12 protein-coding genes are annotated in these 13,958 nt (G+C 31.1%); 7 read left to right on the forward strand and 5 right to left on the reverse strand.

The window, feature by feature from the left end; genetic code table 11:
- Positions 1-200: 200 nt before the first annotated feature.
- The 5 genes from Q1A15_RS00115 (at position 201) to Q1A15_RS00135 (ending at position 7,106) form a co-directional block, all read left to right on the forward strand.
- Positions 201-3,200, forward strand: coding sequence for a SusC/RagA family TonB-linked outer membrane protein (locus Q1A15_RS00115; protein ID WP_299617141.1), 3,000 nt, complete (start codon positions 201-203; stop codon positions 3,198-3,200).
- Positions 3,201-3,230: 30 nt separating this feature from the next.
- Positions 3,231-4,697 (forward strand): RagB/SusD family nutrient uptake outer membrane protein, encoded by a 1,467-nt coding sequence (locus Q1A15_RS00120; protein WP_299617143.1) that lies wholly within the window; start codon positions 3,231-3,233, stop codon positions 4,695-4,697.
- 22 nt (positions 4,698-4,719) lie between these two features.
- Positions 4,720-5,556 (forward strand): hypothetical protein, encoded by an 837-nt coding sequence (locus Q1A15_RS00125; protein WP_299617145.1) that lies wholly within the window; start codon positions 4,720-4,722, stop codon positions 5,554-5,556.
- An 83-nt stretch (positions 5,557-5,639) separates the two neighbouring features.
- On the forward strand, positions 5,640-6,377 hold the full coding sequence (gene rlmB / locus Q1A15_RS00130) for a 23S rRNA (guanosine(2251)-2'-O)-methyltransferase RlmB (RefSeq protein ID WP_299617147.1): 738 nt from the start codon (positions 5,640-5,642) through the stop codon (positions 6,375-6,377).
- A 90-nt stretch (positions 6,378-6,467) separates the two neighbouring features.
- The gene (locus Q1A15_RS00135) at positions 6,468-7,106 is read left to right on the forward strand and encodes a peroxiredoxin (protein WP_299617149.1); all 639 of its coding nucleotides are present in this window, start codon (positions 6,468-6,470) and stop codon (positions 7,104-7,106) included.
- Positions 7,107-7,137: 31 nt separating this feature from the next.
- On the opposite strand, the gene Q1A15_RS00140 is transcribed toward Q1A15_RS00135, so the two are convergent.
- A complete protein-coding gene (locus Q1A15_RS00140) occupies positions 7,138-7,872 on the reverse strand; it encodes a rhomboid family intramembrane serine protease (protein ID WP_299617150.1) in 735 nt (244 codons plus the stop codon).
- A 76-nt stretch (positions 7,873-7,948) separates the two neighbouring features.
- On the opposite strand from Q1A15_RS00140, the gene Q1A15_RS00145 reads away from it, so the two are divergent.
- Positions 7,949-9,220 carry a replication-associated recombination protein A gene (locus tag Q1A15_RS00145; RefSeq protein WP_299617152.1) on the forward strand — a complete coding sequence of 424 codons (1,272 nt, stop codon included), beginning with the start codon at positions 7,949-7,951 and terminating at the stop codon, positions 9,218-9,220.
- Here Q1A15_RS00145 and Q1A15_RS00150 read toward each other — a convergent pair.
- The 4 genes from Q1A15_RS00150 to Q1A15_RS00165 are packed head-to-tail and all read right to left on the reverse strand — an operon-like array spanning position 9,217 to position 12,702.
- The gene (locus Q1A15_RS00150; protein WP_299617154.1) at positions 9,217-9,999 is read right to left on the reverse strand and encodes a hypothetical protein; all 783 of its coding nucleotides are present in this window, start codon (positions 9,997-9,999) and stop codon (positions 9,217-9,219) included. The two genes, Q1A15_RS00145 and Q1A15_RS00150, sit on opposite strands and share 4 nt — an antisense overlap.
- 50 nt (positions 10,000-10,049) lie before the next feature.
- Entirely contained in the window at positions 10,050-11,423 is a 1,374-nt protein-coding gene (locus Q1A15_RS00155) for a DUF5723 family protein (protein WP_299617156.1), read from the reverse strand.
- Between the two features lie 3 nt (positions 11,424-11,426).
- On the reverse strand, positions 11,427-11,975 hold the full coding sequence (locus tag Q1A15_RS00160) for a hypothetical protein (RefSeq protein ID WP_299617158.1): 549 nt from the start codon (positions 11,973-11,975) through the stop codon (positions 11,427-11,429).
- Between the two features lie 43 nt (positions 11,976-12,018).
- Positions 12,019-12,702: a YjjG family noncanonical pyrimidine nucleotidase gene (locus Q1A15_RS00165; RefSeq protein WP_299617160.1), complete on the reverse strand. Its 684-nt coding sequence runs from the start codon at positions 12,700-12,702 to the stop codon at positions 12,019-12,021.
- Positions 12,703-12,788: 86 nt separating this feature from the next.
- On the opposite strand from Q1A15_RS00165, the gene Q1A15_RS00170 reads away from it, so the two are divergent.
- Complete coding sequence (locus Q1A15_RS00170; protein WP_299617162.1) at positions 12,789-13,883, forward strand: helix-turn-helix domain-containing protein; 1,095 nt, start codon at positions 12,789-12,791, stop codon at positions 13,881-13,883.
- Positions 13,884-13,958: the final 75 nt, after the last annotated feature.

Raw genomic sequence — 13,958 nt, forward strand, 5'->3', positions numbered from 1 at the left:
TACTTTTTAAAGTAATCCATGAAAGAGCTAGTTTTTACTAGCTCTTTTTTTATTTAAAATTAAATATAACTCCATTTCTATTTATAAAGACACACTATTATCCTTTTAGGCGTGATTTAAATTGGTTTTTTATGTTAAAAAATTGTTTATTTAAGATAAAATTAAGATTTTAGCGATTGATTAATTCAAACAATTATACAATGAAAACAAAGTTTAATGGGATTTTAACGCTCCTTTTGGCGTTGGTTGTGCAAATTTCATTTGCTCAAGACAGAACAATTTCAGGAACTGTTTCAGATGAATCTGGACCTTTACCTGGGGTTAGTGTATTAAAAAAGGGTACTACATCTGGTACTGAAACTGACTTTGATGGTAAATACTCAATTAAAGCTAAAACTGGTGACGTTATCGTTTTTAGTTTTGTTGGTATGAAAACTGTAGAACGAGTGGTTGGTTCATCTAACAGTATCAATGTTTCAATGGAAAGTGACAATTTACTTGAAGAAGTTATTGTAGAAGGAGCTTATGATATTAGAAGAAGTAAGCCTACAGTAAACACTTCTATTACAAGTTTAGGTGCAGAGACTATTGAAGGTAGACCTAATGCTTCTTTAGTTCAGACAATTCAAGGTCAGGCTCCTGGGGTAAACATTACTACAGGTTCTGGACAGCCAGGTGCTAATAGTGAGGTTATTATTAGAGGGGTTGGTTCGATCAATGGTAACACTGAGCCTTTATTTATTATTGATGGTGTTCCAGTTGATGGTGATAACTTTAGAAGTTTAAACCCTAACAACATCGAAAGCATGACTATCCTTAAGGATGCTGGTGCTAAGTCTGTTTATGGTAACAGAGGTGCGAACGGTGTAATTATTATTAAAACAAAATCTGGTAAGTTTAATACTCCAACTACAATCGAGTATAACTTATTAACTTCTATATCTGAATTACAGAGTAACAATCTTAATCTTTTAGATTCTAGAAGAATGTTAGAATTAGAAAGAACATTCGGAAACGGTAGAGGTAGCGGATTAACTGATGCTGAAATTGCTCAATTATCTCAAACTAATACTGAATGGTTAGATATCTTCTTCAGAAGATCTATTACTCAAAGTCACAACTTAAGAATTAGTTCTGGTTCTGAAAAGACAACAACAAATGTAAACTTAGGTTACTTTGATTCTCAAGGTATTTTAGTACAAAGTGGATTACAGAGATTTAATTTAGATGCTAAAATTAATGGTAGAAGTGATAATGAAAAGTTCAAATACGGAACTTCTATATCTTTAAACTACTCTAAAAACAATGAGCCAAATGCAATTGGTGGTGGAGGTGTTAACAGAAACTTCGTATTAGGTGCTTACCAATCTTTACCTTACATTTCTCCTTCAGAGTATGTAGTTGGTCAAGGAGGATCTATTGCTCCAATTTTCGCAAATACTCCATTATTATTATTAGATAGATTAGCTACTTACGAAAGACGTGAGGACGAATTAAAAGCTATTTTATCTTTAAATGCAAGTTATGAACTTTATGATGGATTAACTTTAGGATCTAGATTAGGTATGGATTACACTCACGAAACTACTCTTAGAGCTGAGTTCCCTAATTCATTCAACTCTGTTTTCTTTGCTCAAACTGGTAACACAACTCCAGGTACTCAAGATCAACAAACTACTAGAGCTATCGGTGTTAACTGGTTAAACTCTTTAAACTATAGTACTAAGTTTGGAGAGGATCACTCTTTAGATGTTGGTGCTTACATGGAGGTTTTTAAAGCTCATTTAGATACTTTTGGATTTAGAGCTAACGGTTTAGATCCTAAGACATTTAGTCCTGGAGACGGTTCTGGTTTTGTAGATGATAATGCTGCTAATGATTTCTTCATTGATCAAGCAAATGCAAACATCAACAACGCTGGTTTATTATCTTTCTTCGCTACAGCTGATTATGATTATAAAAAGAAATATGGTTTTGGAGCTACTGTAAGACGTGATGCTTCTTTTAGATTTAGAGATTCAAACCGTTGGGGTACTTTCTGGTCTGTTTCTGGTAGATGGAACATCGATCAAGAATCATTTATGGATGGATCTGCCTTTGACTTATTAAAACTAAGAGCTTCTTATGGTACAACTGGTAACCAAGATATTACTACTGCTGTAGGTTTCAACCAATACTTCGTTGCTGCAACAAGAACACAAAGTTTATTTAGTACTGGTGCTGGTTATGGTGGTGCTAACGCTATTTTCATCAACCAACCTGGTAACCCAGATTTAAAATGGGAAACAACTACTGAATCAAACATCGGTGTTGATTTTGAAGTTTTCAATAGAAAATTATCTGGTAGTTTAGACGTTTATGAAAGAGAAACTTCTGACTTATTCGTTTCACAACCTGTACAGAGTCTTTTTGGAGCTACTAGTTTAGAAGTAAATAGTGATGGTATAGTTAGAAATACTGGAGTTGATTTATTCTTAAGATATACTCCTATCAGTACTCCTGATTTAAGAGTTTCTGCGAACTTTGCAGGAAACTACAACAAATCAGAAAGATTTGGTGCTAATTTAACAACTGTTCGTGAAGGAGGACCAATTGGTGAATTCTTCTCAGTAAGATATGCTGGTGTTAACCCTGCAAATGGTAACTTATTATTCTTAGACGCGAATGATAATTTAACTGAAACTCCAGATGCTGATAACGACCGTGTATTCACAAATAAAACTAGATTCCCAGATTACCAAGGTAGTTTTGGTTTTGACGTTGATTATAAAGGATTTTTCTTACAAACTAGCTTTAACTTCGTAATTGGAGCTGATAGAGTTGCTGGTAATTACGCGAATGCTGTTAACCCTAACAACATTGGTAACTTCCGTTTATCTGAAGATCTTTTAGATTTCTGGACACCAGACAACAGAGTTACTGATGTACCTGCCTTAAGAGCTAGTAACTTAGGTTTAGCTTCAGATCGTTTTATCCAAAGCGCTGATTACTTACGTTTACGTTTCGTAAGCTTAGGTTATAACTTCCCAAGAGATATTGTAAAGCAATTTAAGCTATCTAAGATTAGAACTTTCATTAATGGAGAGAACTTAGTTACAATAAGCGGGTTTAGAGATTTCGATGTTGAAGGATTTGGTAACACAAGTAGAACTTTCCCAACTCCAAGAACTATCTCATTTGGTTTCGAAATTGGATTCTAAGATTTATATAATTTAATATACAATATAAAGATGAAAAAAATATTTTTAATTTTAATAGGGTTGATCGCATTCACAGCATGTGATGATGTAATTGACATCGAACAACCTGGTATACTTACTTCTGATAAAGCTGTTCAATCTGTTGATGATTTTGAGAGCACTTTACTTGGAGTATATGCTCGTCTCGACAACACGACAGAGATTTTATTCAATGCTGGTTTCACAGATGAAATGTCTTTAGGTTTAGTTAATGGTGGACAAAATATCTTATTATTAGGTCAACAATTGACTCCTGCTTCAGGATTCTCTGCTGGATTATGGTCTTCTTATTATATCACTATCAACCAGATCAATAAATTATTACAAGCTGGTGAAGCTTTAACAGTAGATCCTGCTGATCAAGCTGAATACAATGAGATTAGAGGTGAGTTTTTAGCTATTAGAGCTTATTGCCACTTTCAGTTATTAACTTACTTTAGTACAGATTTAACTGATGATTCTGCATTAGGTGTTGTTAAATTAGACATCATTCCTGGTCCTACTCAGTTTTTACCAAGAAATACTAATGGAGAAGTATATGAATTCATTAATCAGGATTTAGATGAGGCTGCTACTTTAATTTCTACTCAGTCAGAGAGACAATTTATTAGTAGAGATTTTGTGACTGCTTTAAGAGCTAGAATGGCTGCTTACAGAGGACAATATACTTTAGCTGATCAGTATGCTACTACGTTATTAAACTCTTACACTTTAACTAACCCCGTAAGATATTTTAACACCTTTGATGATTCTGATGATTCTGGAATCATTTTTGAATTAGAAAGAACTATTAACGATAACTTCGATAACCAAGCTACTGGTGGTGGTGGATGGGCTGGATCATTGTTTGCTTTTGGAGGAAGTACTATTGACGGTTCTCCATTTATGGAATTAAGTAGATCTTTATTCAATAGCATTGATGATGCAGATATTAGAAAAACTAGATTAGTAGATCCAACTTCTAGAATTGATCCTAATTACGCAACTGCTTCTGACCCAAAAGAATCTGACGTATTAGTTATCAGATTATATCCTGGACACGAAAGTCAACCATTAATGAATGACATCAAGATCTTTAGAGTTTCTGAAATGTTATTAATTAAAGCTGAAGCTCAAATCGCTTTAGGAAACCTACCGGCAGCTGCTACATTATTAAAACAGTTACAAGACAACCGCTACGCTAGCCCACAACCATTAGCAAACTTCGGAAGTGCTCAAGCAGCATACGCAGCTTTATTAAATGAGAGACGTAAAGAATTAGCTTTACAAGGTTTCAGATGGGTTGATATCAAAAGATTAGGTGTACGCGCTAACACTACTATCGACAGAGACGCAATTGATTGTGCTTTCAACGGAGTATGTACAATTAGTAATACTGATCATAGATTTACTTTACCTATACCTTTAGGTGAAATAGATTTAGCAGGTGATATTTTACAACAAAACCCAGGTTACTAGTTTTAATTAAAAGACATTAATTATGAAAAAATTAAATAAATATTTTTATTTTCTTCTTCTATCTTCAATATTTGTGTTGAGTTCTTGTGAAGATGAAAACCCTACTTTTTATAAAAACACTGAAGGATTTATACAATTTGCTTCAACATCAGCAGATTTAGCGGAAAACAACACAGCAGGTTTAACGACTACTGTTTTATTTGGTGGAGCTTCTAATGAAAATGGTATTACAGTAAATTATACTGTAACTTCGGATGATAATACACGTTTTACTGACATGAACAATGGTACTGTAGAAATACCTGCGGGACAAAGAAGTGCTGAAATTGTTATTGTTCCTGTAGATAATGCGAGAACTGATGGAAACTTAGATATTGTTTTAGAATTATCTACTTCAAGCGATAAAGCTGTTGGTATTGGAGGGGAAGGTGTTAATAGCAATACAAAAACCATAACAATTGTAGATAATGACTGCCCTATTAATCTTGATGATTGGGTAGGAACATATACTGTACAAGAAGAATTTAGTGCTGGTGGTACTAATGCAGGATTAAGTTTAGCTGCTAATTTTGGAGAAACATACCAAATTGAAATCAGCAAAGATCCAACAGATACTGATGGTATTAGAGTAATTTTAAATAATTCTGCTGGTGCTAATCAATTTATTCCTAACGGTACTGTAATGACTTTTGATACTTGTAATGGAACTGTTTCTTTTGCAGGTTCAACGGTTAATATTGCCTTATTTAGAGATATGACTGTAAACGAAACATCATACGCAGATTCTAATTTCACTATTTTTGCTAAAGGACCTTTAGGTACTTTTGGAGATTACGAATTTACACTTACTAAGCAATAATAAATTTCATTGTTATAATAAATCAAAAACCACCTTTTTAAAAGGTGGTTTTTTTTTGGAATAAATTCAACTACCTTTGCAGCATGGAACAAAAAACTACAATTTTTGGTATTAGAGCTATTATTGAGGCAATTGAAAGTAATTCAACTATAGACAAAGTTTACTTACAAAAAGGATTAAGAGGTGATCTTTATTTTGAATTAGAAAAACTAATAAAGAAGAATAAAATATCTACTAGTGTTGTTCCTGTTGAAAAACTTAATCGTTTATCGAAGCATAATAATCACCAAGGGGCTGTTGCTAAAATATCTCCTATTACTTTCTTTGAATTAGACACATTGATAGAAGAAACTTTAGAATCTGGTAAAAAACCATTGTTTATTATTCTTGATCAACTATCTGATGTTAGAAATTTTGGTGCTATCATAAGAACTGCAGAATGCACTGGAATAAATGGTATTATTATTCAAAAAAGTGGTAGTGCACCTGTAAATGCAGAAACTATAAAAACTTCAGCTGGTGCTGCGTTTAAAGTTCCTATCTGCAAAGTAGACCATATAAAAGATGCTATCTTCCAATTTCAAGCTGCAGATATAAAACTTGTTGCTGCTACTGAAAAAACAGAAGATTCAATTTATGATGTTGATATGAATCAGCCTATAGCTATTATAATGGGTTCTGAACACAAAGGTGTCAGTAATTCTGTTTTAAAAATGGCTGATTATAAAGCCAAACTTCCTCTTCTTGGAGAAATTCAATCACTTAATGTTTCTGTTGCTTGTGGAGCTTTCCTTTACGAAGCTGTACGACAAAGAATGTAATTTAAAAACTAACATAAAGCTCATCTTTATTTAACAAAATTTATAGATAGGTTTTCTTAAATTTAAGACTAAACCGATAAATTTTAAAAAATGAGCACAATTAGATTAGGTGATGAAGCACCAAACTTCACTGCAGAGACTTCAAAAGGAACAATAAACTTTCATGAATGGTTAGGAAACAGCTGGGGGATTTTATTTTCACATCCTGCAGATTATACTCCTGTTTGTACAACTGAATTAGGAACTGTTGCGAAATATAAATCAGAATTTGAAAAGCGTAATGTTAAGGTTGTAGCATTAAGTGTAGATGGTGCTTCTTCTCATAAAGGTTGGATAGAAGACATTAATGAAACACAAAATACAACTGTTAACTTTCCAATTATAGCAGATGAAGATAAAAAAGTATCTAACTTGTATGATATGATTCATCCTAATGCAGATAATAACTTAACTGTTCGTTCTGTATTTATTATTGATCCGAATAAGAAAGTGAAATTAATTATAGTTTATCCTGCGTCTACTGGTAGAAATTTTGATGAATTACTAAGAGTTATTGATTCTCTCCAATTAACTTCTTATCATAAAGTTGCAACTCCTGCAAATTGGAAAAATGGTGAGGACTGTGTTATTGTTCCTGCTGTAAAGAATGAAGACATTCCAGATCTTTTTCCTAAAGGACATAAAGAAGTTAAACCTTACTTGAGATTAACTCCTCAACCTAACTTATAAAAACACAAAAAAGACGCTAATTAAGCGTCTTTTATTCTTCCTCTTCTTTTGAAATCTCGTTAGGAACGTATATATATTTATATGTTATTTCTTTAACCTCTTCGACAACCTCTTCTTCTTTTTCTTCTGGAGGTAAATAATTACCATCTTCATCAAACATTTCATCAAAAGCTGTTTTTGAAAAAATAAATTTTTCTTTAACTATTCCAATTTTTCTGTAATGATAGGCAAAAAACATTCCTACTAAAAAACCAGATAAATGCCCTTCCCAAGAAATTCCGTTTTCAATTGGAAAAAGATACCAAACCATACTTCCGTAGAGAAAAATAACAATTAAAGACATTGCTACTAATCGAAAATGTTTTCTCAAAATCCCACTAAAAAAAACAAAACTGAATAATAAATAAACTATTCCACTAGCTCCAAAATGATATGCTTCTCTACCAATGATCCATGTGAAAATTCCGGTCAGTAAACTTCCGTACAACAACACTTTTACACTTACATCTCTATAAAAATAAAATAAGCTCATTAAAAGCACTGTTAACGGTACTGAATTATTAAATAGATGCTTTGTATCATTATGAATAAAATGAGACAAGAAAACCCCTCTGACACCTTTTAAAGTTCTTGGTAAGACTCCATATTTATTAAAATTAAATCCAAACTTAATTTCTAACCAGTACACAAACCAAATAATAAAAATGAAAAGTAGCGGAATGGTAATGATATTATTTTTGAATTGAAATTGTTCTCCTTGTTCCATATTAATAAAGGTAACAAAAAGGTAACCATTTTAGATTTCTGGCTAATCTGTCATAAATCTTTTCTATTTTTACTTTATGAGTGCACCTTTGGCAGAACGAATCAGACCGAAATCTTTAAATGACTATATAAGTCAGCAACATTTAATTGGTAAAAACGGAATTTTAACAAATCATATTAAACAAGGTATAATTCCATCATTGATTTTTTGGGGACCACCAGGAATCGGAAAAACAACATTAGCCAATATTATTGCTACAGAATCGAAAAGGCCTTTTTATACTTTAAGTGCTATTAGTTCTGGTGTTAAAGATGTTCGTGAAGTAATTGATAAAGCAAAAAAAAGTGGCGGACTTTTTACTCAGAAAAATCCGATTTTATTTATTGATGAAATTCATAGATTCAGTAAATCACAGCAAGACTCTCTTTTAGGTGCAGTTGAAAAAGGTTGGGTAACTTTAGTTGGTGCAACTACTGAAAATCCAAGTTTTGAAGTTATACCTGCCCTCCTATCTCGTTGTCAGGTTTATATTCTTAACTCTTTTGATAAAGAAGATCTCATTTCATTACTGAATAGAGCCATTGAAAAAGATGAAATTTTATCAACTAAAAAGATAACGTTAAAAGAAACTGACGCGTTATTACAAATCTCAGGCGGAGATGCTCGTAAGCTTTTAAATATTTTCGAACTTTTAGTTTCCTCTGAAGAAGAAATAGAAATCACCAACAAACTGGTATTAGAAAAAGTTCAGAAGAATACGGTTCGTTATGATAAAACGGGAGAGCAACACTACGATATAATTTCTGCTTTTATTAAATCTATTAGAGGAAGTGATCCTAATGCAGCAGTATATTGGTTAGCAAGAATGATTGAAGGTGGCGAAGATGTAAAATTTATTGCAAGAAGATTACTTATATCTGCTTCCGAAGATATTGGTAATGCTAATCCAACTGCTTTAATTTTGGCGAATAATACATTTCAAGCTGTTTCGGTAATAGGTTATCCAGAATCAAGAATAATTTTAAGTCAGTGTGCAGTTTATTTAGCTAATTCTCCTAAAAGCAATGCCTCTTATATGGCCATAGGAAAAGCTCAAGAATTGGTTCGACAAACTGGAGATTTATCTATTCCTCTTCATCTTAGAAATGCTCCAACAAAGCTGATGAAAGATCTTGATTATGGTAAAGATTATTTATACTCACATAACTACGAGAATAACTTTGTAAATCAAGAATATTTACCGGATGAAATCACAGGAACTAAATTATATGAACCTGGCAACAATGCTAGAGAAAATAACTTTAGAGAAACGCTAAAAAAACGTTGGGATAAAAAGTATAATTATTAAAACTTAATCTTATAACTTTTAGTTGTAAGCTTTCCTTCTTTATAAAATTGTGCATCCCAAAATCCGTTTTCTTTTTGAATTAACATTCCGTTTGCATTCTCTAAAATATAGATATTTGGATACTGAGTTTTTAAGATTTTGAAAACAACTTGAGGCTTATCATCTATCAACTGAAAACCATTTTCTCTTGGTTGCGCATATAAAGTTGCAAAAGATGAATTTGAAGTTGTATTCACTTTTTTCACTTCTTTAACTGCTACAGGAGCTTTTGGTTGTGTTTCTGTATTTAAAGTTTGCTTACGAACAGTTGTTACATTCAAGTCTCTTTTTACAACTTTCGTTTCTTCTTTAGGCGGAATGTATTTATAGTTTAATCCTTTTACAGAAACAAAGCTTTCTCTTATAGCTTCATGATAAGCTCTTTTATACTCTTTAATTTTACTGAAACCTTCTTTTGAAACATACACTACTCTATTCTGACAATCTCTCATTTCAATTGTCGCTTTTGTAGATAAGAATCCTGATCCTTTTTTAACAACTGCTGTTAATGCTTTACAGTTATTCATTTGTAAATCTTCAGGTTTAGTTTCATCATCAAAGAAAGCTTTAAATCCATGTTTATTGAACAAGAATTTTAATAAAGAACTTGTTTGATATTGATCTGCACTTTTAAATCCATCAAAATTTTTAGGAACGATTACATATTTATAATTATTAATATTCTTTTGTGCAAAAGCTACACTAGTTGATACTAACAAAAGGAACAATAGTTTTTTCATTCTTTAAAAAATTTTTGGATGATGTGACAATATAGTAAAAAGGTTTGAAACTATCTTGAAATAAAGTTGATTCCAAATTGCAACGAAGCTGTATTAGCATCTCCTAAATTAGACAATCCTAAAACATTATCTACTGCAGTATAAATATTCAACTTCCAAACATTAGCAGAAATTCCGAATCCAAAATTTGTACTTGAAAAATCGTCTATTGTGTAGGTAACTCTTGTATTAAAACGTTCAGATAATTTTCTTTCATAAAAACCTGTCAATGCAAATCGAGGTCCGATAGGCGTTAAAACAGAGAAAATTTGTCCTCCAATAGCATTATCATAATAATCATTAAATGACATGTCTGCACAATTTTCTTCTCTTCTAGATTTTCCGAAGCTATACTTTCCTGCAAAGTTGAATTTTACAGGACGCATTACTGAATAAGATTCTGTATTCTCACTTCTAGGAATTCGAGCATTGATTTCATCATTCAATTGTTGCCAATAATCTGGATTTGTATTATCGAACTGAAATTCTATTCCATCGAAGATATAATTTCCTTCTACGGTTCCGTTTCTTACTTTATTTGAATAGCTAATAAACCCAACATCTAATAAACTTGCAGAAATTTCTGTTTGCTCATCTATTGCATAGGTAAATCCGATATCGATACCTAATCCTAAATTACTTCCTAAGAAAATATTTCCTGTAATGTCACTTGACTCAACACCAAACTCATTATTTTCATCATATAAACCAGAACTATATCCGTTTAAATTAATATTCGTTAACGAATGCTGATAAATTCCTGAAGATCCTAAACGAGTAGTAAAACTTCCTGTGTTTCCTGTAGAAGTTACATTTAAAGCTCCTGAGTAAATTTTAAGTCGAGCACCAGCTATAAACTTTTCATTAAACTTTCTTGTAATCCCCGCATGAATAACTCCTAAAACATCTGCTTTTGCAGCTAAGTTAGAAAACAAAAAGCTTCTGTTTAAAAATCCTGCATTACCATCTCTTATTAACTCTGCAAAATCTTTTGGTATTTTTAAAAATGCATCAACTTCTGTATAATAACCAACACTTATATAATCTTTTTTATTTAACTGATAACCTGCGTTAATTACTTCTATTTGAGAGTTTATATATGCATAATCGTTAGTACCTAAATTACTAACTACATTATTAAATTTTGTGGTAAAATCTATATTATCGTTACTAAATAAATCTGCTAATGTAAATCCAGATGTATTTACGCTAGTTGAAATTCCTGATAATAATGGCACACCAATATGATATTTATAAGCAGTTTCTGCACCAGGATTTAATAACAATCCTTGTGGAATTTTATCGAAACCGTATAAAATATGTTTATGTTGCCCAAAACAATAACTAACTAATGTTAGTGATAAGAATACTAAAATCTTTTTCATCTACTAATTTATTCTGAAGTAAAAAGTTCCTGCTGATTTAAATATTAAAGATGCTGGAACATTAACATCTATTGTTGATCCATCTGTACTTGGTAAAAGTTCTATTCTAACTTGCACCTTCCTTGTATTAGTAAAAGCTGGATTGTTAGCTATAATGATTTCTTCTTCCTGTCTGAAATTAGATTCATTCTCTGGAATATCAAGCACTACTGGTCCGTAAGTAGTATTATCTCCATTATCTAAAAACAGAAATTGAATTCTAAATCTTCTATTAAATTGGTTATTGATATCAAAACGTAAAACTGCTCTCTCTAAATTATCATTAGATTGTTCGTTATTAAAAACAGTGAATAAAGACGTTTGTTCAATTGGCATACTTAATTCTGTTCCTCCAATTACCAATTGGTTTTGTGTGATTGTAGAATTTACTAACGAAGCAGCAACAGCTGGTGTTAATTCTAAATCTCCTGCTTGATCGAAATTAAGATCTTCTACACAAGAACTTAACATCAATACAAAACAACAAAATACTGTTTTTAAAAAAAATCTCATCATATTCTCATTTACTTTCATGTTCATTTGTAACGCTCTAAAACTAAAGAAATTGTTTAATTTCTAACAACTCTACTACAGTTTTAACACTAGTTTCGTGTTCTTCTTTATTCGGATTGAAAAAAACAGGTGTGATGTTTAAATTTTGAGATCCAATTACATCTGCTTCTAAACTATCACCTATCATTACACTATTTTCTGGTTTTGAGTTTGCTAGTTCTAATGCAAAATTAAATATTTCAGGATTAGGTTTTTTAACCCCAACACTTTCAGAAGTAACAATTATATCAAAAAAATCTCGTATCCCTGAGTTATTTAACTTCTTGTACTGCACTTCTTTAAAACCATTTGTAATAATATGCAATTTATACTTAGGTTTCAAATATTCAAGCAACTCAATTGTTCCTTCAATTAAAAAATTATGATTTGGTAAGTAATTAATATAATCTTCTGAAATCTGGTGAATCAGTTCATCTGAAACTTCATAATTTAAAGCGTCAAAAACATCTTTTAATCTTTTGTATCGTAACGCTTCTTTAGAAATTTTATCTTCTCTGTACAGTCTCCAGTAACTTAAGTTTAAAGGAATATAAACTTTTAAAAATTCATCAAAATCAAGTTTTATGTTTTGTTCCTCAAAAATTTGTTGAAAAGTTAATGCGGAGTTTTTATCGAAGTCCCACAGTGTATGATCTAAATCAAAAAATATATGCTCTATACCAGTCATAGCTCAAAAGTAAGGATATAATTAGTCTGAAATTTAATTTAATTGTTAAAAAAATATATCTTGCCTAGAAAATAAAGAGTAGAAAATTGCAGTTATCTGAACTTTTTAATTTATTCTTAATCGTAAGCGCAATACACGGTTTTGCTTTCTTCTTTTTCTTGTTAAAAAAGAAAACCAAAAATAGAGGAATTTTATTTCTAAGCTTAATGATTTTAGCCATAGCTTTAAATAATTTGCAATCTTGGCTGTTAATCAAAGAGTTCTTTATTTTAAAGTACATTCAAATTCCTTGGCATTTATTAATTGCTCCTTTTTTCTACGTTTTCCTACTGCATTATTTAGATATTAAAAAGAAGTTCTTTAATGTTTTAAAGTTCATTATTCCTCTTTTCTTTATCAGTATTATTTTTCAAGTAGTGTACTTATCATTTATTAAAGATGTAAAGAGTGATGCAGATTATAGTTTATTTTATGAAAAATATACTGCTATCGAAGAAGTGATCAGCTTACTTATTTCTTTAATTTTATTCTATTACAGTTATAGTACCTTAAAATATAAAAGTCACCTTTTTAAAGAGGTTTTAAGTTTTGATAATTTAAAATGGTTAAACTCTTTTATTTATTTAGGTGGAATCACCTACATACTTTGGTCTGTAGCGCTTATTGTAAAGTTCTATTTAAACTTCGATAATTTTATTGTTTTCTATTACCCGTTAAGGGTTATGACAACCTTGCTTATTTATTGGTTAGGTTATGAACTTATTTTTGTTTTAAAACAAGTAAAAGAAAGAAAATCGATTCGAGAAAAAATTATTGCAAAACCACAAAAGGAAAAGCAAAACACCTCTCAAAAGTTTATTCAAATTACATCTTATATTACCGATAATAGACGTTTTTTAGATAATTTATTAAGTTTAGAAACCTTAGCAAACGAACTACAAATAAGCAGTAGTCAATTATCAAAAGTAATTAATGAAGAAACTTCTCAGAATTTCAATCATCTTATCAATAATTATCGAGTAGAATTTTCGAAACAATTGTTGTTAGATCCCGAATACAATAATTATACGATTACCTCAATTGCGCTAGAATCCGGATTCAATTCTAAATCTACATTCTACAATGCATTCAAAAAACATACAGGCATCACTCCTACTAATTTTAGAGTTCAAAACTCGTAAAAACAGTGTCCTAAAATCATCAAAACCGTCCTGTTTCTAGCATAAACCTTATTTCTGGACTCTGAAAGTACTTTC

Origin of the sequence: uncultured Tenacibaculum sp. (assembly GCF_947495995.1) — a bacterium.
Taxonomy (GTDB): Bacteria; Bacteroidota; Bacteroidia; order Flavobacteriales; family Flavobacteriaceae; genus Polaribacter.

What these genes read in the sequence shown, in the direction of transcription:
- Q1A15_RS00115 (WP_299617141.1), top strand. Translation starts at nt 201, where the DNA reads ATGAAAACAAAGTTTAATGGGATTTTAACGCTCCTTTTGGCGTTGGTT.
- Q1A15_RS00120 (WP_299617143.1), top strand. Translation starts at nt 3,231, where the DNA reads ATGAAAAAAATATTTTTAATTTTAATAGGGTTGATCGCATTCACAGCA.
- Q1A15_RS00125 (WP_299617145.1), top strand. Translation starts at nt 4,720, where the DNA reads ATGAAAAAATTAAATAAATATTTTTATTTTCTTCTTCTATCTTCAATA.
- rlmB (WP_299617147.1), top strand. Translation starts at nt 5,640, where the DNA reads ATGGAACAAAAAACTACAATTTTTGGTATTAGAGCTATTATTGAGGCA.
- Q1A15_RS00135 (WP_299617149.1), top strand. Translation starts at nt 6,468, where the DNA reads ATGAGCACAATTAGATTAGGTGATGAAGCACCAAACTTCACTGCAGAG.
- Q1A15_RS00140 (WP_299617150.1), bottom strand. Translation starts at nt 7,872, where the DNA reads ATGGAACAAGGAGAACAATTTCAATTCAAAAATAATATCATTACCATT.
- Q1A15_RS00145 (WP_299617152.1), top strand. Translation starts at nt 7,949, where the DNA reads ATGAGTGCACCTTTGGCAGAACGAATCAGACCGAAATCTTTAAATGAC.
- Q1A15_RS00150 (WP_299617154.1), bottom strand. Translation starts at nt 9,999, where the DNA reads ATGAAAAAACTATTGTTCCTTTTGTTAGTATCAACTAGTGTAGCTTTT.
- Q1A15_RS00155 (WP_299617156.1), bottom strand. Translation starts at nt 11,423, where the DNA reads ATGAAAAAGATTTTAGTATTCTTATCACTAACATTAGTTAGTTATTGT.
- Q1A15_RS00160 (WP_299617158.1), bottom strand. Translation starts at nt 11,975, where the DNA reads ATGAGATTTTTTTTAAAAACAGTATTTTGTTGTTTTGTATTGATGTTA.
- Q1A15_RS00165 (WP_299617160.1), bottom strand. Translation starts at nt 12,702, where the DNA reads ATGACTGGTATAGAGCATATATTTTTTGATTTAGATCATACACTGTGG.